General features: G+C 71.9%; 22 protein-coding genes and 1 pseudogene. 13 read left to right on the forward strand and 10 right to left on the reverse strand.

The window, feature by feature from the left end; translation table 11 throughout:
- Positions 1-134: 134 nt before the first annotated feature.
- Positions 135-1,197 (reverse strand): annotated as a pseudogene (locus ABEA77_RS21860) (oxidoreductase).
- Between the two features lie 107 nt (positions 1,198-1,304).
- Here ABEA77_RS21860 and ABEA77_RS21865 point away from each other — a divergent pair.
- From ABEA77_RS21865 to ABEA77_RS21875, 3 genes are all read left to right on the forward strand, one after another.
- Complete coding sequence (locus ABEA77_RS21865) at positions 1,305-2,396, forward strand: AraC family transcriptional regulator (protein ID WP_345650223.1); 1,092 nt, start codon at positions 1,305-1,307, stop codon at positions 2,394-2,396.
- 421 nt (positions 2,397-2,817) lie between these two features.
- On the forward strand, positions 2,818-3,402 hold the full coding sequence (locus tag ABEA77_RS21870) for a sigma-70 family RNA polymerase sigma factor (protein WP_345650226.1): 585 nt from the start codon (positions 2,818-2,820) through the stop codon (positions 3,400-3,402).
- Positions 3,399-4,151, forward strand: a complete 753-nt coding sequence (locus tag ABEA77_RS21875) for an anti-sigma factor (RefSeq protein WP_345650229.1) — start codon at positions 3,399-3,401, stop codon at positions 4,149-4,151. The genes ABEA77_RS21870 and ABEA77_RS21875 overlap by 4 nt, the downstream gene beginning before the upstream one ends.
- 79 nt (positions 4,152-4,230) lie before the next feature.
- Here ABEA77_RS21875 and ABEA77_RS21880 read toward each other — a convergent pair whose 3' ends face one another.
- Complete coding sequence (locus ABEA77_RS21880; RefSeq protein ID WP_345650232.1) at positions 4,231-4,890, reverse strand: fasciclin domain-containing protein; 660 nt, start codon at positions 4,888-4,890, stop codon at positions 4,231-4,233.
- Between the two features lie 132 nt (positions 4,891-5,022).
- Positions 5,023-6,654, reverse strand: coding sequence for a molybdopterin-dependent oxidoreductase (locus ABEA77_RS21885; protein WP_345650235.1), 1,632 nt, complete (start codon positions 6,652-6,654; stop codon positions 5,023-5,025).
- A 157-nt stretch (positions 6,655-6,811) separates the two neighbouring features.
- On the opposite strand from ABEA77_RS21885, the gene ABEA77_RS21890 reads away from it, so the two are divergent.
- The 4 genes from ABEA77_RS21890 (at position 6,812) to ABEA77_RS21905 (ending at position 11,342) form a co-directional block, all read left to right on the forward strand.
- Entirely contained in the window at positions 6,812-8,353 is a 1,542-nt protein-coding gene (locus ABEA77_RS21890) for an NAD(P)/FAD-dependent oxidoreductase (RefSeq protein ID WP_345650237.1), read from the forward strand.
- A gap of 182 nt (positions 8,354-8,535) precedes the next feature.
- Positions 8,536-9,195, forward strand: coding sequence for a DUF1365 domain-containing protein (locus ABEA77_RS21895; protein ID WP_425588356.1), 660 nt, complete (start codon positions 8,536-8,538; stop codon positions 9,193-9,195).
- A gap of 3 nt (positions 9,196-9,198) precedes the next feature.
- A complete protein-coding gene (locus tag ABEA77_RS21900) occupies positions 9,199-10,521 on the forward strand; it encodes a class I SAM-dependent methyltransferase (RefSeq protein WP_425588357.1) in 1,323 nt (440 codons plus the stop codon).
- Positions 10,518-11,342 carry a DUF1295 domain-containing protein gene (locus ABEA77_RS21905; protein WP_345650240.1) on the forward strand — a complete coding sequence of 275 codons (825 nt, stop codon included), beginning with the start codon at positions 10,518-10,520 and terminating at the stop codon, positions 11,340-11,342. Before ABEA77_RS21900 ends, ABEA77_RS21905 begins: the two co-directional genes overlap by 4 nt.
- A 276-nt stretch (positions 11,343-11,618) precedes the next feature.
- On the opposite strand, the gene ABEA77_RS21910 is transcribed toward ABEA77_RS21905, so the two are convergent.
- The 5 genes from ABEA77_RS21910 to ABEA77_RS21930 all read right to left on the reverse strand — a co-directional run bounded on the left by ABEA77_RS21910 (position 11,619) and on the right by ABEA77_RS21930 (position 14,176).
- Complete coding sequence (locus ABEA77_RS21910) at positions 11,619-12,245, reverse strand: alkaline shock response membrane anchor protein AmaP (protein ID WP_345650241.1); 627 nt, start codon at positions 12,243-12,245, stop codon at positions 11,619-11,621.
- 60 nt (positions 12,246-12,305) lie between these two features.
- Positions 12,306-12,908: a DUF6286 domain-containing protein gene (locus ABEA77_RS21915; protein WP_345650243.1), complete on the reverse strand. Its 603-nt coding sequence runs from the start codon at positions 12,906-12,908 to the stop codon at positions 12,306-12,308.
- Positions 12,909-13,000: 92 nt separating this feature from the next.
- The gene (locus ABEA77_RS21920) at positions 13,001-13,408 is read right to left on the reverse strand and encodes an Asp23/Gls24 family envelope stress response protein (RefSeq protein ID WP_345650246.1); all 408 of its coding nucleotides are present in this window, start codon (positions 13,406-13,408) and stop codon (positions 13,001-13,003) included.
- Positions 13,408-13,596: a hypothetical protein gene (locus ABEA77_RS21925; protein ID WP_345650249.1), complete on the reverse strand. Its 189-nt coding sequence runs from the start codon at positions 13,594-13,596 to the stop codon at positions 13,408-13,410. Before ABEA77_RS21925 ends, ABEA77_RS21920 begins: the two co-directional genes overlap by 1 nt.
- Positions 13,597-13,639: 43 nt before the next feature.
- The gene (locus ABEA77_RS21930; protein ID WP_345650252.1) at positions 13,640-14,176 is read right to left on the reverse strand and encodes an Asp23/Gls24 family envelope stress response protein; all 537 of its coding nucleotides are present in this window, start codon (positions 14,174-14,176) and stop codon (positions 13,640-13,642) included.
- Positions 14,177-14,508: 332 nt separating this feature from the next.
- Here ABEA77_RS21930 and ABEA77_RS21935 point away from each other — a divergent pair, with 332 nt between their 5' ends.
- The 4 genes from ABEA77_RS21935 to ligD all read left to right on the forward strand — a co-directional run bounded on the left by ABEA77_RS21935 (position 14,509) and on the right by ligD (position 18,631).
- The gene (locus ABEA77_RS21935; protein WP_345650288.1) at positions 14,509-15,081 is read left to right on the forward strand and encodes an RNA polymerase sigma factor; all 573 of its coding nucleotides are present in this window, start codon (positions 14,509-14,511) and stop codon (positions 15,079-15,081) included.
- 101 nt (positions 15,082-15,182) lie between these two features.
- A complete protein-coding gene (locus ABEA77_RS21940; RefSeq protein ID WP_345650255.1) occupies positions 15,183-16,043 on the forward strand; it encodes an Asp23/Gls24 family envelope stress response protein in 861 nt (286 codons plus the stop codon).
- Between the two features lie 834 nt (positions 16,044-16,877).
- Entirely contained in the window at positions 16,878-17,600 is a 723-nt protein-coding gene (locus ABEA77_RS21945; protein WP_345650258.1) for a DNA polymerase ligase N-terminal domain-containing protein, read from the forward strand.
- Entirely contained in the window at positions 17,597-18,631 is a 1,035-nt protein-coding gene (ligD, locus tag ABEA77_RS21950; RefSeq protein WP_345650261.1) for a non-homologous end-joining DNA ligase, read from the forward strand. Before ABEA77_RS21945 ends, ligD begins: the two co-directional genes overlap by 4 nt.
- Before the next feature lie 146 nt (positions 18,632-18,777).
- On the opposite strand, the gene ABEA77_RS21955 is transcribed toward ligD, so the two are convergent.
- Entirely contained in the window at positions 18,778-19,668 is an 891-nt protein-coding gene (locus tag ABEA77_RS21955; RefSeq protein WP_345650264.1) for an IclR family transcriptional regulator, read from the reverse strand.
- Between the two features lie 187 nt (positions 19,669-19,855).
- On the opposite strand from ABEA77_RS21955, the gene phtC reads away from it, so the two are divergent.
- The gene (gene phtC / locus ABEA77_RS21960) at positions 19,856-20,641 is read left to right on the forward strand and encodes a 3,4-dihydroxyphthalate decarboxylase (RefSeq protein ID WP_345650267.1); all 786 of its coding nucleotides are present in this window, start codon (positions 19,856-19,858) and stop codon (positions 20,639-20,641) included.
- Between the two features lie 110 nt (positions 20,642-20,751).
- On the opposite strand, the gene ABEA77_RS21965 is transcribed toward phtC, so the two are convergent.
- Positions 20,752-22,200 (reverse strand): amino acid permease, encoded by a 1,449-nt coding sequence (locus ABEA77_RS21965; RefSeq protein ID WP_345650291.1) that lies wholly within the window; start codon positions 22,198-22,200, stop codon positions 20,752-20,754.
- Between the two features lie 489 nt (positions 22,201-22,689).
- Between ABEA77_RS21965 and ABEA77_RS21970 the strand changes: the two genes are divergently transcribed.
- A complete protein-coding gene (locus ABEA77_RS21970) occupies positions 22,690-23,667 on the forward strand; it encodes an NADPH:quinone reductase (protein ID WP_345650270.1) in 978 nt (325 codons plus the stop codon).
- Positions 23,668-23,817: the final 150 nt, after the last annotated feature.

A 23,817-nucleotide genomic window follows, 5' to 3' on the forward strand; every position in this document is an offset into this window, starting at 1 on the left:
GGTTGGGTGAGGGAGGTCAGGGGGCAGCGTGGCGGCGGTGCGGGGCGGGGCCGGCGGCCGGGGCCCCGATTCGCCGGGCCGGTCGGTGGGGCCGGTCGGTGGGGCCCGCGGCTACGGCCGGTCGGTGGGGCCGGTCAGCGAGGCCGGTCAGCGGGCCCGCGGCTACGGTCGGTCAGCTCCTCGCTCAGGGTCCAGAGCCGCTCCGCGAGGCCGGGATCGATCGCGTACGGCATGACACCGGGGACCGAGGTCGAGTCGCCGAGCCCCCACGCACCCGCAGGCGCCTGCGGCGTGACGGTCGCGACCTCGGCGTTCTCGCAGTACACACCGCCGAGCCCGGCGAGCCGCGGGCTGGTCGCGCACCACACGGAGGTGGCGGCGCCCTGCTGGAGGGTCTTCAGATTCCGCGCCGGGTCCAGCACGGCGTCGCCGTTCTCGTCGATCACACCGGCCTCCCTGAGCTGCTCCCGCGTGAGGTGCCTGCCCAGATTGGTGTCCCGGATGGACCCGGGGTGCAGCGAGAAGGCGCGGATGCCGTCGTCCCTGCCGCGCTCGTCGAGCGCCACAGCGAAGAGGATGTTCGCGGTCTTCGACTGCCCGTAGCCCGCCCACGGGTCGTAGTCGCGGCGCAGGAAGTGCGGGTCGTCGAAGACCACGGGCGAGTAGCGGTGGCCCCACGACGACACCGACACCACGCGCGCGCCGCCCGCCGCCGCCAGCGCGGGCCGCAGCCGCCGGGCCAGTTGGAAGTGGCCCAGGTGGTTCGTGGCGAACTGTGACTCGTAGCCGCGCGCGTCCCGCACCAGCGGCGTCGCCATGATTCTTGCGCTGTTGACGAGGATGTGCAGCGGGCGCCCCGACGCGAGGAAGGCGTCGGCGAACGCGTCCACCGAGGCGGGGTCGAGCAGATCCATGGGGGCGACCTCGAACACCGTCAAGCGCCTCGGCGGCCGGCGCGTCGCGCCCGCCCTGGGCGAGGGCCGGGGCCAGCGCAGCGTGGGCCCGCTCCGGGTCGCGGGCGGGGACCACGACACGGGCGCCGGCGCCGCGCAGCACCCGGACCGTCTCCACGCCGAGGCCGGAGCCACCGCCGGTGACGACGGCGGTCCTGCCGGTCAGGTCGATCCCCTCGATGACGTCCTCGGCCGTGGAGGCCGCGCCGAACCCCGAGTCGACGGGCTGCTGTGGTGTACGCACGGTGATGGGCTCGCTTCCGCGTGGATGCTGTGATGTCCCCACGCTAGAGCGGCGGATCCGTACGCTGAATGCTTGCCGGTCCGTGTTTTCTGCGCGAGAGTACGGGCATGGGGAACGATCCACTCTCCGACACCCTCGCCCTCCTGGACGCCCGGTGTGTCGTCTCCGCGGGGTTCACCGCCTCGGGCCGCTGGGCCCTGCGCTTCCCGCGCCCCAGCCGGCTGAAGATCCACGCGGTGCTCCGCGGCCACTGCCTGCTCTCGTTCGGGCCGTCCGCCCCACCGTCCGGGGGGTCCGGGCCGGGCGGCGCGCCGACCGGGGCGGGGGCGCCGGCCGTGCTCGGGGAGGGCGACGTGGCGGTGTTCGACGGGTCGTACCCCTTCGTGTTCGCGTCGGACCCGGAGACGGCGCCGGTCGACGCCACGGGACTCTTCACTGACGCCCGCGGCGAGGTGGTGCACCTCGGTGCGGGCGCGCGCGGCGCCGCTCCCGCACCCGCACGGCACGCACCCCCCGACCACATCGCCCTCGGCGGCCATGTCGAACTCGCGGGCGGCGCCGAGGACCTGCTGCTGACGGCGCTGCCGCCGCTCATCCACATCCGGTCGGCCTCGGCGGAGGCACCCGCGCTGCGGCGGCTGCTCGACGAGCTGCTGCGCGAGATGACCACTGATCTGGCGGGCGCGGCCTTCGCGCGTGACCAACTGGCGCAGCTCCTCTTCGTGCAGGTGCTGCGGGCCCACCTCGCCGACACCGACGCGCTGCCCGCGGGCCGGCTCCGCGCGCTCGCCGACGAGCGGCTCGCGCCCGCGCTGCGGCTGATGCACGAGGAGCCCGGCAGGCCCTGGGGCCTCCATGAGCTGGCACGGGCCGCCGCCATGTCCCGTACGACGTTCGCCTCCCGCTTCCGCGAGGCGGCGGGCGTGCCGCCGCTGGCGTACCTGAAGGACTGGCGGATGCGGCTGGCCCGCCGCGCCCTGCGCACGGGCGCCACGACGGTCGCCGAACTGGCGGGCACCCTCGGCTACACCTCGGAGAGCGCCTTCAGCAACGCCTTCAAACGCGAGACGGGCGTCTCGCCCCGCCGCTACCGCGACGACCTGCGGCACACGCGCACGGCCCCCGCGGGCTCCTCCACCGCGGGCCCGATCGCCGCGACTCCCGCTGCCGCGGCGGGCCCGATCACCGCGGCGCGGTAGTACGACCGGGCCGCCGGAGGCGCGGGCGACCGGTTCCACCGGAGGCACGTGCCGACCGGCCCCACCGGAGGCCGGGCGACCAGCCGCCGAAGGCGCGTGCGGCCGGTGGTCCGGCACCGCCGGAGGTTCCGGTGGCCTGGCACCGCCGGAGGTTCCGGTGGCCCGCATCGTCGGAGACCGGCGGCGCGGGCCGGCGGGGCGTACGGCCTACACCGGAGGCGCTCGCCCTGTCGCTCGCGGGCGGGTAGCCCGTTCGGTGCGAACGGGGGATCCGGTGGGCGAAACCGGGTATCCGGGCCACGGACACGCGCTCGGCCGTTCCACGGAGAGCGGCCAATCCTCCGCGCCCGCGGCGACGAATGTGCGGTGACGTTCCGCGGCCGACGCCGCGTGCGAGGAACCACATCCGGAGGAGTGCCGCGTGAAAGAGGCCGTTCAGATCGGCGGACCCGCCCCCGTGGGGCCAGACCTGGAGGAACTGCTCGGCCTTGTGGCCCGTGGCGACCACGAGGCGTTCTCCCGTGTCTTCGACATGGTCAGCGGGCCCGTGCTCGGGCTCGTGCGCTCCGTGCTGCGCGACCCGGCCCAGTCGGAGGAGGTCGCCCAGGAGGTGCTCCTTGAGGTGTGGCGCACCGCGTCCCGCTACCGCGACGACCGGGGCAGCGGCATGACCTGGGTGCTGACCCTCGCGCACCGCCGCGCGGTCGACCGCGTCAGGTCCGCGCAGGCCGCGGGCGACCGCGAGCAGAAGGCGGCGCTCCTGGCCCGCACCCCGTCGTTCGACGAGGTCACCGAGCAGGTGGAGGCCAGGCTCGAACGGGAGCAGGTACGCCGCTGCCTGCGCACCCTCACCGAACTCCAACGGCAGTCGGTGACGCTCGCGTACTACCAGGGCCTGCTGTACCGGGAGGTCGCCGAGCTGCTCTCGGTGCCCCTCGGCACCGTGAAGACCCGTCTCAGGGACGGCCTGATCCGGCTGCGCGACTGCCTGGGGGTGACGGCATGACCACGCCGGAACTGCACACCCTGACCGGCGCGTACGCGCTGCACGCGCTCGACCCGGCGGAGCGCGCCGAGTTCGAGCGGCATCTGAGGGCGTGCCCCGCCTGCGCCCAGGAGGTCGCCGAGCTGTCCGCGACGGCGGGACGGCTCGGCCTCGCCGTGTCGCTGACGCCGCCCGACGCGCTGAAGGAGCGCGTGATGCGGGCCGTCACCACCGAGCGGCAGCTGCCGCCGGCCGTACCGGCGGCGTCCCGTACCGGCTCCGGCGCGGGGCGGCGGCGCGCGCCGGCACGCTGGGCGCTGGCCGCGTGCCTCGCCGCGGCGGCCGGCCTCGGCGGTGTCGCCGTATGGCAGCACGAGGAGGTCCAGGACGCGCGCGCCCAGGCGCAGGCCGCACAGGACCAGGCCCGCGAACTCGCGGCGGTGCTCTCCGCACCCGACGCGCGCACCACGAGCGGCAAGCTCAGCGACGGCGCGAGCGGCACGGTCGTCGTCTCCAGGTCCCAGGACAGGGCGGCGTTCATCGCCTCCGGCCTGCCGAAGCCGCCGGCAGGCAAGGCGTACCAGCTCTGGTTCGACGACGGCGGCACGATGCGGTCGGCAGGCCTGATCACCTCCTCCGCCGCCACACAGTCGGTGCTGTTGCACGGCCACATCGGCAGGGCGTCGGGCATGGGCATCACGGTCGAACCGGCCGGCGGGTCCGCCTCCCCGACGACGAACCCCCTCGCCCTGATGGACTTCCCCGCATAGCGCGGGCCCGCTCAACGGACCGCCCGAGGGCGGCCACCCCGTCGGGTGGCCGCCCTCGCCCCGTGCGACGTCAGAGCCCTCACATCTTCGGCATCAGGACGCTGTCGATGATGTACACCGTCGCGTTCGCGGTCGGCACGTTGCCGCACACGATGTTCGCGCTGCCGTTGACCTTGAACGAGTCGTCGGAGCCCGACGTCATGACCTTCTCCTTCTCCAGGCTGGTGAACGAGCCGCTCCCGAGCTGCGACGGCGTCACCTTCTGGCCCACCACGTGGTACGTCAGGATCTTGGTGAGCATCGCCTTGTCACCCAGGACCTTGTCGAGTGTGGCCTTCGGGATCTTGGCGAACGCCTCGTTGGTGGGCGCGAACACCGTGATGCCCTTGGCGTTGTTGAGGGTGTCGACGAGGCCGGCCTTCTTCACTGCCGAGACCAGCGTCGACAGGTCGGGGTTGTTGGACGCGGCCGTGGCCACCGGATCCTGGGACATGCCGTCGAAGCTGCCCGCGCCCGACGTGGGCACGGAGGAACAGGCAGGCCCGAACGGCTTCGCCATCGTCCCCGTGCCCGGCATGGACGACTTCGAGGGCATGGCGGCCGACGAGGAGGCGGCTCCGGACGCGCCCGAGTCACCGCCGTCCTTGCCGCTGTCGCTGGAGCACGCGGTCAGCGCGATCGGCAGCGCCAGGGCGGCGGCGGTGAGGGCGGCGGTCCGCTGGAAACGCTTGGCGAGCATGTGTGTTCTCCTTCTGCGGGGCGCACTCCTTCGTGCGCCGGAAACGTGGACTCTGGATCTCTGGGAACAGGTCGTGGGCCGGTGGTGCCGGGGCCCGCGCCCGCTCGGGCAAGGGCCTCGGCGGTGCTCGTGTCAGGTCACGGCGACCACCACCGAGTGCCAGCCCGTGGCGCCGTCCGGCACCGTGCCGACTCGCTGGCCGGTCTGCGTGTAGCCCGTACGGTCGGTGGCGCGGACCTCCAACGTGTGGCTGCCCGGCGTGGCCCGCCACGGCCACACCCACTGACGCCAGGTGTCGTGTCCCGCCTCCGCGGCGAGCCGTGCCTCGTGCCAGGGGCCCCCGTCGATCCGGACCTCGACCCGGGAGATGCCCCTGTGCTGGGCCCAGGCCACCCCCGCGACCGGCACGACCCCGGCCTTCGGACTGGCGAACGGCCGCGGGGTGTCGATCCGCGACTCGGTCTTGATCGGCGCCCCGCGCGACCAGGTCCGCCTGACCCAGTAGGCGTCGAAGTCGTCGAACGTGGTGAGTTCCAGGTCGGTGAGCCACTTGCACGCGGAGACGTAGCCGTAGAGCCCCGGCACCAGCATCCGCACGGGGAAGCCGTGCGCGAACGGCAGGGGTTCGCCGTTCATCCCCACAGCCAGCAGGGCGTCCCTGCCGTCCATGACCGTCTCCACCGGGGAGCCGATCGTCATGCCGTCGACGGAGCGCGCCACCAGCTGGTCCGCGGGACCGCCCTCCGAAGGGGGCCGCACCCCGGCCTCGCGCAGCACGTCCGCGAGACGCACCCCCAGCCAGCGGGCCGTGCCCACATAGGGGCCACCCACCTCGTTGGACACGCAGGTGAGCGTGATGTCACGCTCCACCAGGTCCCGGCCCAACAGGTCCTGGAACGTCAGCGCCACCGGCCGCCGCACACCCCTGCCGTGCAGCCGCAGCCGCCATGTCGAGGCGTCCACACGCGGCACCGCGAGCGCCGTGTCCACCCGGTAGAAGTCCTTCGTGGACGTGTGGAACGCGCTGAGCCCCCTCACCTCCGGATGCACCCCCGCGGGCAGCGGACGGGCCGGCGAGGCGGGCCTCGGCAGCACGGTGTCCGCGCGGCTCGCGGCCTGTGCCGCCGCCTTGTCCGCGTTGAGCTGCCGGCCCAGCGCGCCCGCGCCCGCCGAGGCCGCGGCGGCCGCCGTCGCCGCCACCACGAACCCGCGCCGGTCGAACACCCCCGCCCCCGCACCACCCCGGCCGCCCGGCCGGCCCCCCAACGGCGTCCGGGCCCGCCCGGCAAGCCAGTACAGCAACGCCCCGGCCACCACACCGCCCGCCGCGGACGGCAGGACATCGGCCCACCGTGCGTCGGGCCGGGACGCCGCGGCGGCGACCCCGACCGCGCCGAACAGGAGCGCGACGCCCGACCCCGTACGCCGGTGCCGCACGGCCAGCACACCCACGGCGAGGGCAAACAGGGCCAGCACGACCACGATGCCGAGCTGCAGCACCGCCTTGTCGTCGGTACCGAAGTGGCGCACCGCGAAGTCCTTCAGCGCGGGAGGGGTGCGGTCGACGGCCGCGCCGCCCACCACCGTGACGGGGCTCGCCTCGGGACGCACCGCCACCGACACGAGTTCCGCGACGGCGAGCGCCGCGAAGCCAGAGACGAGACCGCTCGCCCCGCCGAGCAGCGCCCGCACGCCCCGGCCGCCCCTTCGGCCGGGACGGCCCCCCGGTGTCACGACATCCGCATCTCCAGTCACGCCCGTCATTCGGCGCCGCCCCCGGCAGGGATTGGTCTTCCCCCGAAGGAGTGACCCCGGCCCACCGGTCTACACCGGAAACGAACCGGGACCAGTCCTCGGAGGCTCCGGCTCCGAACCACCTGTACGAGGGGCGTGACCCGCGCCCCCGCGAGGAGGGAGCGCGATGAGCGGGGCGGCACGGAGCACTGCGGTCGTGGGCAGCGGAGTGGCGGGCCTGACCGCCGCGTACGTCCTACAGCGGGGCGGCCACGACGTGACGCTCTACGAGGCGGACGACCGGCTCGGCGGCCACGCCGACACGCACGACCTGCCCTCGGCCGACGGGCGCGTCCACCACGTCGACTCCGGCTTCATCGTGCACAACGCGCGCACGTATCCGTATCTCCTCCGTCTCTTCGCCGAACTGGGCGTGGCCACCCAGGAGTCCGAGATGAGCATGTCCGTGCGGTGCGACGGCTGCGGCCTGGAGTACGCGGGCGCCCGCGGCCTCCGCGGTGTGTTCGCCCAGCCTCGCAACGCCCTCAACCCCGCGTATCTGAGGATGCTCACCGAGATCCCCCGCTTCCACCGCGCCGCCCGCCGACTCCTCACCGCCACCCGGCGAACCCACGCGACCGGTGCGGGCGCCGCGAGCGGTGGCGGCGCGGACGAAGCGACCGGCGTGAGCGAGACGGGCGGCGCCGGCCGCGTGAGCGGCGCGGGCGACGTGAGCGGCGCGGACGGCGCGGCCGGCGCGGGCCGCGCGGGCCGCGCGGGCCGCGCGGGCCGCGACGATACGGGCATTGCGGGCGAGGCGGGTCGCGGCGATACGGGCGAGGCGAGCGGCGCGGACGCCGGCGCCCCGACGCACCCCGCGGGCGCCGCCTCCCCGCACACGGTGACGACCCTCGGCGCGTTCCTCACGGCGGGCGGCTTCTCCCGCTACTTCGTCGCCCACTACATCACTCCCCTCGTCTCGGCCATCTGGTCCTGCGACGCCAGGACAGCCCTGCGCTACCCGGCCTCATACCTGTTCCGCTTCCTCGACCACCACGGGCTCCTGTCCATCACCGGGTCCCCCACCTGGCGAACCGTCACCGACGGCTCACGCTCCTATGTGGAACGCATCGGGAAGCAGCTCACCGCCGTCCGCACCGCGACGCCCGTCCACGCCGTGGCCAGAAACCGGAACGGTGTCACCGTCACCACCGACGACAGCGGTGACGAGCACTTCGACTCCGTCGTGATCGCCGTACACCCCGGGCAGGCGCTCCGGCTGCTCACGGACGCCACGGACACGGAACGCGACGTGCTGAGCGCCTTCACCTACTCCCGCAACCCGGCCCAGCTCCACACCGACACCTCCGTGCTGCCGACGGCTCCCGGCGCCGGCGCCTCCTGGAACATGCACCTCCCGGCCTGCGAGGCCGACGCCGCGTCAGTCCGGATCAGCTACGACATGAACCGCCTCCAGCGCCTCGACGCACCCGAGCGGTACGTCGTCACCCTCAACGGCGCCGGCCAGATCGACGACCGGCACATCGTGGCCCACATGGACTACGAACACCCGGTCTACACACCGGAGTCCGTCGCCGCCCAGCGCCACCTTCCCGGGTTGAACAGCGGCGTCACCGCCTACGCCGGGGCATACCACGGCTGGGGCTTCCACGAGGACGGCTGCCGCTCCGGAGTCCGCGCCGCCGCGTCGCTGGGGGTGGTCTGGTGACACCGGCACCTCCGCGCCGCCTGCCCGTGCCGGGGCCCGCCCCGCTGGAAGCCGGGCCGCCGGAAATTGCCCCGCCGGGGACCGGGCCCGGCGCGAGGCCCGGCACGGGGAACCCGACGCCCGCGCTGTATCCCTGCACCGTCGCCCACGCCCGCGTCTCCCCCCGCCGCTATGCCTTCCGCATGCGTACCTACCTGTGGCTGATCGATCCGGACCGGCCGCCGGCGCTCCCGTGGTGGTTGCGCCCGCTGGCCCGCTTCGACGCGCGCGACCACTTCGGCGGGAACCTGCCGACGATCCGGGCCGGTCTCGAATCCTTCCTCGCCGCCCACGGCATCGACCTGGCAGGCGGGAGAGTGTCGATGCTGGCGCACGCCCGTGTGTTCGGCCATGTGTTCAACCCCCTGACGCTGTACTGGTGCCACCACCACGACGGCTCTCCCGCGTGCGTGGTCGCCGAGGTCCACAACACCTACGGCGAGCGGCACTGCTATCTGCTGCATACCGACGACAGCGGCCGCGCCAGGATCGGCAAGGACTTCTATGTCTCGCCGTTCTTCCCCGTCGACGGCTCCTATGCGATGCGCCTCCCCGAACCCGGCGCCCGGCTCTCCCTGACCGTGCACTTGGACAGGCCCGGCGGCCGGGCATTCACCGCGACCGTGCGGGGTACCCGACGCCCCGCGACCCCCCGTGAACTGCTCGTCGCCGCTCTCCGCCACCCGTGGTCGACCGCGGCCGTCTCCGCGGGCATCCGGATCCACGGCATAGCGATCCGGGTGCTGCGCGGCCTGCCCGTCCAACCCCGCCCCCGACACCCGCACCAGGAAGGCGTGGAGTAAGAAGTGACCCTCTCCCCGTACCCGCACCACAGCTCCCCCACCGACGCCTCCCCCGGCCCAGGAGACCGCCGGAGCGTCGACGCGACGCAGTGGCCCGACGTGGCGCGGCTGCCCCGCTCGTCGCGGGCCCGAAGCACGATCGCCGGACGCCTCGTGCGCCACGCATTCGCCGGCCTGCCGCTTTCCGTTCGGCTCGGCGACGGCACGGGGAAGGCCATCGGGCTCGGCGGACCCCGGATGACCGTGCACGACCCGGACGCCTTCCGTCGGCGGATCGGCGCCGGCGGGCTGATCGGCTTCGGCGAGTCCTACATGGCCGGCGAATGGGACGCGCCGGACCTGGTAGGGGTGCTGACAGTGCTCGCCGCGCACGCGGACCGGCTCATCCCCCCGTCGCTGCAACGGCTCCGCAGGTCCTTCCTGCCCAGGCACCCCGCCTCGCTGCGCAACACGCCGGAGGGGGCACGCGACAACATCCGCAGGCACTACGACCTGTCCAACGACCTCTTCGCCCTGTTCCTCGACGAGACCATGACCTACTCGTCGGCCGTCTTCCGCGCGCTGCCAGGAGACGCGTCGCTGCTGGACGACGCGCAGCACCGCAAGATCGACCTGCTGCTGGACGCCGCCCGTGTCGGACCCGGCACACGCCTGCTGGAGATCGGCACGGGCTGGGGCGAACTCGCCGTACGGGCGGCGGCCCGCGGGGCACGGGTCCACAGCGTCACGCTCTCCGAGGAGCAGCGGGACCTGGCCCTGAAGCGAGTGCGGACGGCGGGCCTTGGGGACGCCGTCACCATAGAACTGACGGATTACCGCGCGGTCCACGGCACCTTCGACGCCGTGGTCAGCGTGGAAATGATCGAGGCCGTGGGCATCGAGTTCTGGCCGACGTACTTCAGGACGCTGGACCGGCTGGTGGTACCCGGCGGGCAGGTCGCGCTCCAGGCGATCACCATGGCGCACGACCGGATGACCGCCACCAAGGACACCTACACCTGGATCCACAAGTACATCTTCCCGGGCGGGATGATCCCTTCGCTTGAGGCGATCGAGCAGATCACTCAACAGCTGACGGGCCTTCGGACGGTCCGCTCGGACCGGTACGGCGCGCATTACGCCGAGACCTTGCGGCTGTGGCGCGAGGCTTTCATCCAACAGACGGACTCGGTGGACGCGTTGGGTTTCGACAGGACTTTCCGGCGCATGTGGGCCTTCTATCTGGCGTATTCGGAGGCGGGGTTCCGCTCCGGGTATCTGGATGTCCGGCAGATCGTGCTGACCCGGACCGGCGACGGGGCAGGGGCGGACGGCGGGGCCCGGTGAGCGGTTTCCCCTGGGGTGCGTTCGGCACGGGAGTCGGCATCTCGGCAGCCGGGGTGCTGGCCGTGATGCTGGTGACCTTCGCCGCCGGTGTCACGAGGAACCGGCACAGGTACGTGGATGTGGCCTGGGGTGCCACGTTCGCCGTGGCAGCCGTCGTCTCGCTGGCCGCGGCACTCGGCCAGGGCGGGGGAAACGGTGCCCGGCAGGGCCTCGTCACGGCGCTGACAGTGGTTTGGGCGATGCGCCTCGCACTGCACATCGCCCACCGGGGCTGGGGCAAGGGCGAGGATGCCCGCTACGAGAAAATGCTGGCCGAGGGGTCGGGCGACCCGCGGCTGCGGGCCCTGCGGACGGTGTATCTCCTCCAAGCCCTCCTGGTGATTTTGGTGTCGCTTCCCGTCCAAGCTGCCCAGTACCTGCCGCAGCCCGTGGGCCCCTGGGAGTACGGGGGCTGCGCGCTGTGGGCGCTGGGGCTGTTCTTCGAGGCGGTGGGCGACCGTCAACTGGCCGCTTTCACAGCCGATCCTGTGAACAAGGGCCGCATCATGGACCGCGGTCTGTGGAGTTGGACCCGCCACCCCAACTACTTCGGTGACTTCTGCGTGTGGTGGGGGTTGTTCCTTTTCTCGTGCGGCACCTGGCAGTCCGCTGCCGCGACCGTCGTGAGCCCAGTCGTCATGTCCCTGCTTCTGACCAAAGGAAGTGGGAAGCGCCTGTTGGAGCGGCACATGGCCGAACGTCCCGGCTACGCCGCATACGTCTCCCGAACCAGCGGCTTCCTCCCCCGGCCGCCGAAAAGGCGCTTTCCCGCCCAGAGCTGAAGCGGCGACTCCGTGCCCGGTGAGCTACAGAGCCGACCCCTTCCAGCGCCGTCACCGGTACGGGCGGCCATCCACGGCGTTCGGATCAGCGCGGCCAGCCACCGCGATCGCTCCTGCTGACAGCACCGCGATCAGTCCGTGGGTGGGCTACCGCGAACGGTCCAAGCGGTCGGCTACCGCGATCGGTCTGGGGAAGGCCCGCCACCTCATTCGCGTCCGAGTGGCCGGCCCCCGCGGCCCTTGGGGGCAGCCCGGCGGTGGAATCAGGGGCCGTGCTCAACGCGCCCTTCGGCTCCGGTGCGACGCCGCCCGCATCCGCACCGCTGCCTTCGGCCGACCCAGCCCGGTCGAGCTACCCGCATCGGCCAACGGTCCGTGTACAAGTTTGTCGAGTACGGGCCCCGGCTCCGCGTACGGTTCCAGCACAACGGTCATCCGCGTAAGGAACCGCCCTTGCCGGTAAGCCCCCCGGTGGCCCCGACCTCCCTTCATGGTGAGCCGGGCCCGAGCCCCGGCCACGCCCGGCAGCGTCTCCGTCTCCGCCGCTATCGCGCTTTCGAGGGTCCGCCTGCGCAGGCGCGCCCCGGACCGGCGCAGCGACAGCGCCGTCGGCCCGCGCCTTCCTCCCTGTGCGAACAGCCAGCACAGGCAGAGCAGACACCCCACCGCGAGGCCGCTGATCACCACCGGGCTCCACCAGTCCTGCACCCTGACCCGGTCGACCGCCGCACGGTCGAGGAGATGGCCATGGGCCCCCAGTCCTGGCCACCATGACGGCAGTTCCCACCGCACCTGCCCCTTGGCGACCAGCCAGGTGACGCCGAGCCAGCCGCCGGCGCCCACCGACGCGATCCCGACCAGCGCGATCAGAACCCTGTTCGCCGCTCCTCGCACATCGCCCACCGCCTCTCGCACTCCCCTGCGCCCGTGTTTTCCCTCGGGCGCTGCCTGTGTTGCTCTCGCTCACTTCTCCCCAGCGGTGGGTGCCACGGGCCCGTCCACCCCCTGCTTCTGCGGCGGGCTCTGTTTCTGCCTGGGCGTCCGCGGCACCCCGGAAGGGGCGGCGGCAGGTGGAGGTGCCCACTCCTCTTCAGGACGCACACGAACCGTCAGCCGGAGAGGCTTCGCCAGTCCCAACCGGTCACGCTTCGCAGTGACGGCGGAAGAGAGCGCGTCCCGGAGTTCGTCGGGGTCGCCGAACCGAACGGTGGCGCCGATGAACACCTTTCTGCGGCGGACCTTGACCCGCACCGCGCCTACGCCCGGCACCTCCAGAGCTGTGTCGCGCAACAGCAACACGACCGCAGACCGGTCCATATACGCCCGCACCTCGGCGGAAGGCGGCTTCATTGGGGTGAGCCTGCGCGCTCCGGGCATCACGGCCAGCCACACGAGCCACAGCCCCAGCAGGACCAGGACGAGGGCGGCGACTGCCACCATCACTGCTGTCAGGCTCAGCCCGTAGACCCGGTCGAGCAGGGCGTGCCGCCATGGCGCGGGCCTGGCGCCGAGCCGCACCGCCGCAACGTCGTACAACACCGCGGCGCAGCCCAGCGCACCGAGCACAGCGCACACACCGGCTGGCACACGCCTCGCTGAACTGGGCCTTCGCGCTCTGAGTCCCGGCGGGCCGGGCCTGCGGACACTCTCGCCCACGATCACACCACCCTCTCGGTGTTCAGCGCACGGACCGGTGTGAGCCGGCCTACGAGCACGTCCACAGACACGACGGGGATCCCGGTCAACGCTGCGGTGCGTTCGGCGACATGCTGGCGTACCCGCGCGCACACGGCGTCGATGTCCAGTGGGTAGGGCAAGTCGATCTCCAGCGCGATCTTCGTGCGGCCCCTTCGGGTGTCTGCCGTTGCCTGGGCGCCGGCGTGTGGGTGCGGCACAAGGGCTTCCCTGGCCGCCTGCGCGGCGATACGGCCGGCTGCCCGGCCGCTGACGGTCGTCTCCCCACGGCGCGCGATCTCGTCCTTCGTGCCGCCCGTCCCTTCGGCCCTCGGGCCGCCGGTGTGCCCATGGACGATCGCGCCCGCGATCTGTCCGGCCGTCAGCGCCATCACGGCCTCCTGCGCCGGTCCGGGTGCAGGAGATCCTGGACGTCGAGATCACCGTCGACTATCCGACCGACACCGAAGCCGACCGCTCCTAGCGCCGCCACCAGGAGGAACGCACCGAAGCCGCCGAAATACCCGGCGAATCCGAGCGCCATCCCCACCACGAGGCCCAGCGCGGACCACCCTTTCATTTCTCCTCCTCAGCCGAACCAGGACAGCAACCGACCGCTGTGCTTAGTGAAGGCGCAGCTCGCTGTCCGGCTCTGCGTCGTCGTCAGGCAGATGGACGTCTCCGACAGCGACGTTGACCTCCACGACTTCGAGCCCGGTGATCCGCTCCAGGGCCGAGATCACGTTCTCCCTGATCTCCGCGGCACAGTCCTGGATCGCGACCCCGTACTCCACGACCACGTCGAGGTCGACGGCCGTCTGCCGCTCTCCCACCTCCACCTTGACCCCGCGCCCCAGCCCCGACCGGCTGCTGCCACCCGGCACCCGGTCGCGTACGGCGCCCAGCGTGCGGCTGAGGCCGCCGCCTCCGAGTGAGTGCACACCAGGGACCTCGCGGGCGGCCATGCCTGCGATCTTCTCCACTACTCCGTTGGCGATGATCGTCCTGCCGCGGGTGCCCGCGGGGGCGTCCGGGCCCTTGTGTCCCGCGTCGACGGTGGTCACTCCCTGCGCGGCCGCCGAACGGGGCGGCTGCGGGGGCGGGCCGCTCGGGGCCGCCGGGATGCCCTTTACGCCGGTGGAAGCTGCGGACGTCGTCATGGGGTCCTCCTCGGTCTCGGTACTCGATCTGTTGCTCGGCCGGCGCCGCCGGCATTCGCGCGGCGGGCGCTGTCCGCTTGTTTGTGCGTGCGCGGGTGTACGCGCGTGTACGCGTATGCCCGCCGGCGCGTACTGCTTCCCCCGAAGGGCAGCCGTGCTGCGTGCCGATAACTGTTGGACACAGCGGCGGCGCTTTCGTCACGCGCTCCGCGGAAATCAATCGAAATTTTTTTCCTGGGCGAACGAGCGTGATGATCGCGCCGCAACCGTGTCAAAGCAGGTGAAGCAATCACGGGGAGAGGAGGCCGTACGTGCCTGTAGGGGAGCGGCGCATCAGACGCGCCGGGCCATCGGAGCGCCGTTCGTGGCCGGACGACGCACTGCTCGCGGTGCGCGCAGGCGAGGGGGACGCTGAGGCCTTCGAGACCTTGGTCCGCAGACATATGCCAGCGCTGTTGAAGCTGGGGTATCGGATGCTGGGCGACAGGGGCGACGCCGAGGACGCCGTGCAGGAGGGGTTCGTGAGCGCGTGGCGCCGGCTGCCGGAGTTCCGCAGCGACTCGGAGTTCAGCACATGGATGTTCCGCATCGTGACCAACAAATGTCTCAATCAGCTGCGGGCACGACAGCCAACAACACCGCTGGACGCCGTCCCTGAGCCATCGGCGCCCGACCACACGGCCTCGCCCGCGCGCGCCGCGGAGTCCGCCATCGTCGCGTTGGCCCTGGACAGGGAACGCCGCCGCCTCCCTCCCGAGCAGCAGGCGTGCTGGGTGCTGCGCGAGTACTACGGCCTGTCGTACAGGGAGATCGCGGAGACCATGGGGATCAACGAGCACACGGCACGCGGCAGGATCTATCGGGCTCGCCAGGCTCTGACGGAGGCGATGAAGGCATGGAGATGAATACGAACCAGCCGTCATGGAGCCGCGGGCCCGAGAGCGGCAGAGGACGGGACACATCGGGGAACACAAGCGCGGACGCGGAGCGGGAGGGGGAGTTGGCTGTGGCACGAGACGCGGACCAGGAGGAGATGCTGCCCTGCGGCCGCTCGCTGATCCACCTCTGGGAGGCGTGGGACGAGGGCGCCCTCACCGCCGATCCGCACGTGGTCGGCTGTCCGCACTGCACGGCGGCGCTGGAGCGCCTGCGCGCGTTGCAGGACTTCGTCGACGAGGAAGACCCGGACGACGTGGAAGTGGACGGGGGCAACCAGAGCGGCGGATACGTCGGAGGCGGAGATCCCGCAGCTGAGGACGAGACGTTCGGCAGTCGTGTAGAGGCCGTCACAGGCCGCGTCATGGACATCGTGAGGTTGGAGCTTCGCCCCGGCCACACGCTCCCTCTCGGCGAGCCCGACGAGGACTCCTGGATCGTGGAGGCAGCCTTGGCGAAGGTGCTGCGTCGCGCCGCGGACTCCCTTCCCGGAGTCCGAGCCGGCAGTTGCCGCATCCGGCCCTCTTCTGTCGCCTACGCGCCGGAGACCGCGAGGGGGGCGCACGGCGTAGCGGCCAGGGGTTCCGGAAGCACGGCCGGCAGCGGTGCGGACCGAGTCGTCGACAGCGACCATGTCGCGGACCATGGGGCGGGCCGGACGACGGATCCCGCGCCGGAGTACCGCCCCGACGTCATGGTGTTCCAAAACCGGGGGCCTGTGGACGTGTATCTGGAGGTGGCCGCGACTCTGTCGTGGACCATGCCGGAGCTGGCCCACCGGGTGCGGGAGCGGGTGACGGTCGCCGCGATCGAAGCGGTGGGCGTCCATGTGGGGGCCATAGATGTCTCGGTGGTCGACCTGCTGGACGACGAGCTCATGGACACGTCGGCGGGTGCGGATCGGGGACGGGAGGAAGGGTTCCGGTGGTGAGCGGAGAGAACACGCGCGAGCTGTCGCTGTTGCTGACGAGCGGGGCGGCGGAGGCGGCGCGCTCCACCGAGGGAGTTGCCTTCCTCCGTCCCGGCCTGGCGGACATCGTCCGTGGCGCTGCCGGGCTCGCGCCTCCGCCAGCCTCTGGAGTGCGCGTCCGGTACGACGCGGAGAGGGACCACTGGCACATACAGGTCCAGCTGGTGACGGCGCGAGGGCACCGTGCGGTGGATGTGACGCGAGCGGTGCGCAGCGCGGTGAAGGCGAGGGCTGCAGCAGCCCTGGCGCCGACGCGGGTGGCCCCGGCTCCGCAAGGCGACTCCGAAGACGGGCGGAGGACATCGGCACGGATCTCCGTGGCCGTCACGGTCACTGGTGTGGGCTGAACCGCCAAGGACACGGGTGCCGGTCACTCTGTGCTCGGGGTGCCGGTGTCGTCCGCGGGGTGGCGGGGACTGTCCTCGTCCAGCCCGTGCGGCGGCTGTGACCATCCTCGTCCAGCCCCCGGGGCGGGTTGGAGCTGTCCTCGTCCACCCGGCCGGGTGCCGGAGCCGCCGTCTCCGGCCGGGTGGGCGGAGCTCCGCAGCGGGCGAGGGTGGTGGGTGTCCGGCGCCCAGGAATCGAATCGAGATCCACAGAGGGAACGCACCGCACTCGGTCGGATACGCAAAGTGAGACGGCGCCGGTTCCTGCTCACCTCGAAGGTCCGCTGTCCATGCCCGCGCACGGGCCACTCAAGGTGGGACGCAGCGCCGATCGGACGCTGACGGGAGACGTGGGACGGACGGCATTCATGGGGTACCCGGCTTCGAGCCTGCATGAAAGGAGGGGTCTGTGGCCAGGGAAGACTCACTGAAGCGTTACCGGGACAAGCGGGATTTCGGCGCCACGGGCGAACCACCCGGCGGCGTCGGCACGGCCGGAGCGGCCGGGAAGCTGGACGGCCGCCGCGGCAAGCGGGTGGGACACGGCGCGGAGAGGGTGCGGCATGCGGCGAAGGAGGGCTTTCCGTCGTATGTGGTGCAGATCCACGACGCGAGCACGATGCACTTCGACTTCCGGCTGGAAGTGGACGGGGTCCTCAAATCGTGGGCGGTGCCGAAGGGCCCCTCCACCGATCCCGGGGACAAGCGGCTCGCCGTGCCCACGGAGGACCATCCGCTTGAGTACCGGGAGTTCGAGGGCGTCATCGGCAACGGCCAGTACGGGGCCGGCACGGTGATCGTCTGGGACACGGGAACGTACCGCCCGATGGGCGAGGAGGGAACCGCGGAGGACATGCGGCCCTTCGCGGAGGCGCTGGCCAAGGGCCACGCGAGCTTCTGGATCGACGGGACGAAGCTGAAGGGCGGCTATGTGCTCACCCGGTTCAGGGGCGGGAACGGCGCCGGTCACGGGGACGGCGTCGAAGAGGCCTGGCTGCTGGTGAAACGGGCGGACGCGCAGGCGGACCGGGCGGGTTCCGCCACTCCGGACCCGCACCGCGCCAGGTCGGCGCGGTCGGGCCGCACACTGCGCCAGGTCGCCGACGACCCCGGAGGGGGGAACGGCACATGATCGGGCTGCTGACCTCCCTCTCCCCTGACGAGCAACGTCTGCTGTCGGACGCGCCACCCGGCGCCGAGCTGGCGGCACAGCCCATGTTGGCGACACTGAGCGACCGCCGGGACTTCGGCGCGGGCGGCTGGGTCTTCGAGCGGAAGCTCGACGGGGTGCGGGTGCTGGCCGTGCGGGACGCGGACGGCATCAGGTTGCTATCCCGGAACGGTCTGCGGCAGAACGGGACCTACCCGGAGATCGTGGACGCGTTGAAGGCGCAGGACACGCTGGACTTCGTGCTCGACGGTGAGGTCGTGGCGTACTCGCACGGCAGGACGGACTTCGCCCGGCTCCAGCAGCGGCTGGGCATCACCGACGAGCGTCAGGCACGCGCGAGTCATGTGGCGGTGTCCTATTACGTCTTCGACATCCTCCGTCTCGACGGGGCGGATGTGACCCGACTGCCGCTGCGGACACGGAAGTCGCTGCTGCGACGGGCCCTCTCCTATCAGGCGCCGTTGCGTTTCACCCCGCACCGCAACGAGGGCGGACAGGAGTTGCTCGACCGGGCCTGCCGGCACGGCTGGGAGGGCTTGATTGCCAAGCGCGCGACGGGCGGCTATCAGCCGCGCAGGTCGGGTGACTGGCTGAAGCTGAAGTGCGAGCGGGGGCAGGAGTTCGTGGTGGGCGGATTCACGGAACCCGCCGGGTCGCGGACCGGCTTCGGTGCCCTGCTGCTGGGCTACTACGAGGGGCCTCGACTGCGTTACGCGGGCAAGGTGGGTACTGGTTACGACCGGACCGCACTGCGGGACATCCGTAGGCGGCTCGACGATCTTGAGATCGCGAAGGCGCCGTTCGCGGACCGGATACCGGAGCACACGGCGCACTGGGCGCGGCCCGAGCTGGTGGCACAGATTGGTTTCACCGAGTGGACCAAGGACGGCATGCTGCGGCACCCGCGCTTTTTGGGGCTGCGCGACGACAAGGAACCACGAGAGGTCGTGCGGGAAGAGGCAGAGGGCGGAGCCTCAGTGTCGGGCCGTTGAGGACGGATGGCGAGGCAGGAAAGGGAGGGGAGGAGAGCGGTGGAAGGGTTGCAGAACGTGTCTTTTCGGAGGACTCAGGGACCGCCGCACCGTGACCCGCTGCGGCGGGAGTGCCGGCCCGACGGGTCCGCGCACCAGGGGCGGCCTCAGCCGACGGCGTTGGCCAGCAGGCGTTCCAGCTGCACGGCTGCGGCGTGGAGTTGGCGCGCGACGAGGGGGCGGCGCCTACGGTCCATACGGGTGGCGGGGGCTGAGGCGTTGATCGCGGCGATCGCGATGTCGCGGCGGTCCCGGACGACCGTCGCGACGGACACGATCTCGTCGGCCTCGCGGTGGTTGGTGGCGTAGCCGCGTTCGCGCACGCGGGCGAGTTCCTGGTGAAGCCCGGCCCGTTCGGCCGGCGTGAGGCCGTCGGCCGGGGAGGAGGAATCGGCGGGGAAGAGTTCGTCCAGCTGGCTCGTGGTGAGTTCGGCGAGCAGGGCCTTGCCGGTGGCGGTGCGGGGTGCCGGCATCAACTGCCCGGTGCGGTCGGCCACGCGGAGGTCCCGTCCGCTCTCCGCCCCCGCGATATAGCGGATGCGGCCGCCTTCAAGCTGCGCGAGATGCACGGTCTCGTCGATCTGCTGCGCCAGTTCGGCGAGGACAGGCCGGGCCAGGTGGCGGATGTCCAGGTTGCGTACGGCGGCGAGCCCGATCTCCAGGAGTGCGGGGCCTGCCAGGTAGAGGCGGGCGTCGTCGCGCCGGACGAAGTCGTGGTGGACGAGCATCGCGAGCAGCCGGTGCGCGGTGGAGTCGGCGACGCCGAGGGCTTCCGCGGCCTCGGAGAGCCTGAGGCGCTTGTGGTCGCGGAACATCAGGAGGAGCCGCAGAGCATTGTCGACGGAGGCGATGGGGTAGGCCGGGCCTGCCGTCGCGGAGGCTCGGCCGTCCGGATCCGGGTCACGGGGGCCGGCCGGACTTGAGCCCCTGAGCCCCGCCGCAGCTGGTTCCCGGGGGCCCGCGCCGTTCGGTTCGTCGGGTGCAGTCCGTGCCGCCATCAGGTGATCGTAACGCCCGGTGGGCGGACTGGCGGAGGAGCACGAGGAGCGCAGAGCGGGGAGGGAGGGCGCGATGGCGGGGAGAGGCCGCGCGGGCGAGGCGGCTGTCCTTGACCGGCGCAAAGAACCGGTGACACGGTTCTCTGTGAAAGAAGCAGTTTCTTCAAACCAGAAGAGGTCAGCTGTGATGAGTTCTCTCGGCGTCGGAGCCGGCGCGAGCGCGGGAGCGGGCGCGGAGGTTCCAGGGGGCGCGGGGCCTGCGGAGCTGATCGCGTTGGGGTGTCGCGTCCTGGCGTTCCAGGGACTCGCGGAGGACATCCTCGGGCACATCAGCCTGCGGGCCGCGGACGCGCCCGATGTCGTCCACATCCGGTGCCGGGGGCCGCGGGAGCGGGGGCTGCTGTTCACCGAGCGCACCGACGTCCACCGGGTTCCGCTGGACGGCCCGGCGACCGATTTGCCGGAGGGCACGAAGGCGCCCAACGAACTTCCCATCCACCAGGAGGTGTTGAAGGCTCGTCCGGACGTCCGGGCGGTGGTCCATGTCCATCCGCCGTCGGTGGTGGCGGCGGACCTGGGCGGACTGGCGCTGCGGCCGATCGTCGGGGCGTACAACATCCCGGCGATGCGGATGGCGCTCGGCGGCATACCCGTCTATCCCCGTGGCGTGCTGATAACCAGGCCCGGCCTGGGCAAGGAGTTGGCCGACGCTCTCGGCGACCACCCGGCGTGCGTGCTGCGGGGGCACGGCATCGTGGCGACGGGCGAGACCGTTCAGCAGGCGGTGGTGCGGGCGCTCAACCTGGACGCGCTCGCGAAGATCACCTTGTCGGCGAGCGCGCACGGTGTCCCACCCGTACTGCCCGACGAGGACATCGCCGAGCTGCCCGACCTAGGGGGCAGCTTCAACGACGACCTGGTGTGGCGGAGCAATGTGGCCAAGCTGGACCACGCCGGTCTGAGCCGGGTCTGATCCGAGGAGGTGCGGCCACGGAGCCCCGAGTCGCGGCACGGGCCCAGGCGCCCGGCTCTCCGCCGCGCCGCGCAGGGCGGGCGGGGAGCCGGGGCCCGGCCGGCCGGCGGTCAGGGAGTCGGAGGGAGCTGCGAGGCGGGAGTGGAAGCGGCTTCGTCGGGGACCGCGGTGTGGATGCGGCCCCGGACGCGGAACCAGCCGATCACCAGGGCCACGGCGATGACGGGGATGATCAGGATGGTGTTGCGGCCCACGGGCGTGTCGAACCACATCAGCACCAGCACGCCCGCCAGGAACGCCAGGGTCACGATCTCGACCACGGGCGAGCCCGGGAGGCGGTAGGAGGGGCGCTGGACAAGGCCCTTTTTGGCCCGCTGCACGAACACCAGGTGGCAGACCATGATCATGCCCCAGGCGGTCAGCACGCCCAGCGAGGCGATGTTGAGGACGATCTCGAAGGCCTCACCGGGGACGATGTAGTTCAGGACGACGCCCAGGATGCAGACGCAAGCCGTGAGCAGGATGCCGCCGTAGGGCACCTGGTGGCGGTTCATCCGGCCGGTGAAGCGCGGAGCGGAGCCCGCCATGGCCATGGATCGGAGGATGCGGCCCGTGGAGTAGATACCGGAGTTGAGGCTGGACATCGCGGCGGTGAGGACGACGAGGTTCATCACGCCGCCCGCCGCCGGCACGCCGATCTTCGAGAGCACGGTGACGAAGGGGCTCTGGCCGGCCGCGAAGCCGGTGTACGGCACGAGCAGCGCGAGCAGCACCACGGAGCCCACGTAGAAGACCATGACACGCCACATGATCGAGTTCACGGCGCGCGGCACGACCTTGTGCGGTTCCGCGGTCTCACCGGCCGTGACGCCGATCATCTCGACGCCCGAGTAGGCGAAGACGACGCCTTGGAGCACCACGACGACCGGCAGCAGGCCCGTGGGGAAGATCCCGCCGTGGCTGCTGATGATGTCGAAGCCGGGCGCCCTGCCGTCCACCGGGTGCTGTGTGACCAGCAGGAAGACACCGATGACGAGGAAGACCACCAGAGCGGAGACCTTGATGATCGCGAACCAGAACTCCATCTCGCCGAAGATCTTCACCGAGATGAGGTTGATCGACAGGACGATGGCCAGCGCGATGAGCGCGAGCAACCACTGCGGGACGGAGGTGAACATGCCCCAGTAGTGGACGTAGAGGGCCACCGCGGTGATGTCGGCGATACCCGTGGTCGACCAGTTCAGGAAGTACATCCAGCCGGCCGTGTACGCGCCCTTCTCACCGAGGAACTCACGCGCGTACGAGACGAACGAACCGGAGGAGGGACGGTGCAGCACCAGTTCACCGAGCGCCCGCACCACGAAAAAGGCGAAGAGTCCGCAGACCGCGTAGGCGATCGCGAGGGCGGGGCCGGCCGAGACGAGGCGGCCGCCGGCGCCAAGGAAGAGACCGGTGCCGATCGCGCCGCCGATCGCGATCATGTTGATGTGGCGGGACTTGAGGTCCTTGCTGTATCCGGCGTCCCCCGCATCCGTAGCTCCGGTGCCGCCGGAGGCCACACTGCCCGGGGTACCGCCGGTGGGCGGCTCGACGTCTCGGACAGTTTTCTCACTGCTCACGATGTGTTCTCGCTTCGTTCGTGGGGGAACTGGGCCACCCTAGGGCAGCACAACGCATCATCATTTCCCAATTTCCCACAATCGTTGATCGGCGTGGGATAAAGGTCACACATGCGAAGGCTTCCGACACGTTCCCCCTTCGACCGTGACCGTCAGCCTCGCGCACGGTGGCCCATCCTCCCCAGCCCGGGACCGGTCATCCCGGGAAATGCCGGGCCGCCGCAGAACCGCCCCATGTCCGCCGCATGATCGCCGTACGATCAGACTGATCAAGAAGACCGGAATATGTGAAGTCCGCTGAAACCGCGCAGATCGCCGTCGAAGGCCGTCCACCTCTCGGGGCGTCCGTGTCTCGGGGCGTCGGCCCCTGAGGTCGTCGGCCCGGACGCGCCCTCTGACCCTCTCACCCACGCCAGAAGGAGCGAGGCAGTGAAAGCAGCTCTGTACGGGAAGAACGGAACCGCCCGCGAGGTCATCCGGGTGGAGGAGATCGACCGCCCCGAACCGGGGCCCGGCCAGGTCCGGGTGCGGGTGGCGCTCTCGGCGATCAACCCGACGGACGTGAAGACCAGGGCGGGAGCGACCCCGCGCCCCATCGACGGATTCCAGGTGCCGCATCAGGACGGCGTCGGTGTCGTGGACGCCGTGGGCGCGGGCGTGGACCCGGCGCGGGTGGGGCAACGGGTGTGGCTCTGGTTCGCGGCGTTCGGCAACCGCTACGGGACCGCGGCCGAGTACACCGTCGTCCCGGCTGACCGGGCGGTGCCGCTGCCCGAGGGCGCGGGCGACGAGTTGGGCGCGTGCCTCGGTGTGCCGGCGCTCACCGCCCACCGCTGCCTCTTCGCGGACGGTCGGCTCAACGGCAGGACCGTCCTGGTCGCGGGCGGCGCGGGCGCGGTGGGCCACTACGCCATCCAGTTGGCCAAGCACGCGGGCGCCCGGGTCATCACCACTGTCAGCGGACCCGAGAAGGGCGAGCAGGCGGCGCGCGCGGGCGCGGACCATGTCGTCAACTACCGCGAGCCCGGGGCTGTCGACCGGGTCAGGGAGCTGGCGGGCGGCCCGGTGGACCGCGTCGTCGAGGTGAATCTCGGCGCCAACCTCGCAATGGACCTGGCGGTCAGCGGGCCGAACACCGTGATCGCCACGTACGCGGCGGCGGGGGACGTCGCGGTGCCCGTGCGGGCGCTGATGACGGCCAACGTCACACTGCGCTTCGTCCTCCTGTACGGAGTCCCGGCGCCCGCGCTCGCCGAGTCCGTCGCGGAAGTCAACGCGGCCGTGGGCGCGGGTGCGCTGTCCGCCCTTCCCGTGCACCGGCACCCGCTCTCCGGCACGGTCGCCGCGCACGAGGCAGTGGAGGGCGGCGCCGTCGGGAAGGTGGTACTCGACCTGGCGGCCGAGTAGCCGCGCCCGGGGGCGGGCCCGAGCAGCGGGGGCGCGCCCCGAGCACCCCACGTCCAGGGCCCATACGCCCCGGGGGCCTCACCCCGGACGCCCCACGTGGGGGGTGCCCCTATGGGTTTCGTCAAGCTGATGGGGCGGGCTGTGGGTCGT

The organism is Streptomyces tremellae, assembly GCF_039540215.1.
GTDB classification, from domain to species: Bacteria; Actinomycetota; Actinomycetes; order Streptomycetales; family Streptomycetaceae; genus Streptomyces; species Streptomyces tremellae.

What these genes read in the sequence shown, in the direction of transcription:
- ABEA77_RS21890 (WP_345650237.1), top strand. Translation starts at nt 6,812, where the DNA reads ATGAGCGGGGCGGCACGGAGCACTGCGGTCGTGGGCAGCGGAGTGGCG.
- ligD (WP_345650261.1), top strand. Translation starts at nt 17,597, where the DNA reads ATGATCGGGCTGCTGACCTCCCTCTCCCCTGACGAGCAACGTCTGCTG.
- ABEA77_RS21885 (WP_345650235.1), bottom strand. Translation starts at nt 6,654, where the DNA reads ATGACGGGCGTGACTGGAGATGCGGATGTCGTGACACCGGGGGGCCGT.
- ABEA77_RS21930 (WP_345650252.1), bottom strand. Translation starts at nt 14,176, where the DNA reads ATGACGACGTCCGCAGCTTCCACCGGCGTAAAGGGCATCCCGGCGGCC.
- phtC (WP_345650267.1), top strand. Translation starts at nt 19,856, where the DNA reads ATGAGTTCTCTCGGCGTCGGAGCCGGCGCGAGCGCGGGAGCGGGCGCG.
- ABEA77_RS21865 (WP_345650223.1), top strand. Translation starts at nt 1,305, where the DNA reads ATGGGGAACGATCCACTCTCCGACACCCTCGCCCTCCTGGACGCCCGG.
- ABEA77_RS21895 (WP_425588356.1), top strand. Translation starts at nt 8,536, where the DNA reads ATGCGTACCTACCTGTGGCTGATCGATCCGGACCGGCCGCCGGCGCTC.
- ABEA77_RS21920 (WP_345650246.1), bottom strand. Translation starts at nt 13,408, where the DNA reads ATGGCGCTGACGGCCGGACAGATCGCGGGCGCGATCGTCCATGGGCAC.
- ABEA77_RS21925 (WP_345650249.1), bottom strand. Translation starts at nt 13,596, where the DNA reads ATGAAAGGGTGGTCCGCGCTGGGCCTCGTGGTGGGGATGGCGCTCGGA.
- ABEA77_RS21880 (WP_345650232.1), bottom strand. Translation starts at nt 4,890, where the DNA reads ATGCTCGCCAAGCGTTTCCAGCGGACCGCCGCCCTCACCGCCGCCGCC.
- ABEA77_RS21955 (WP_345650264.1), bottom strand. Translation starts at nt 19,668, where the DNA reads ATGGCGGCACGGACTGCACCCGACGAACCGAACGGCGCGGGCCCCCGG.
- ABEA77_RS21875 (WP_345650229.1), top strand. Translation starts at nt 3,399, where the DNA reads ATGACCACGCCGGAACTGCACACCCTGACCGGCGCGTACGCGCTGCAC.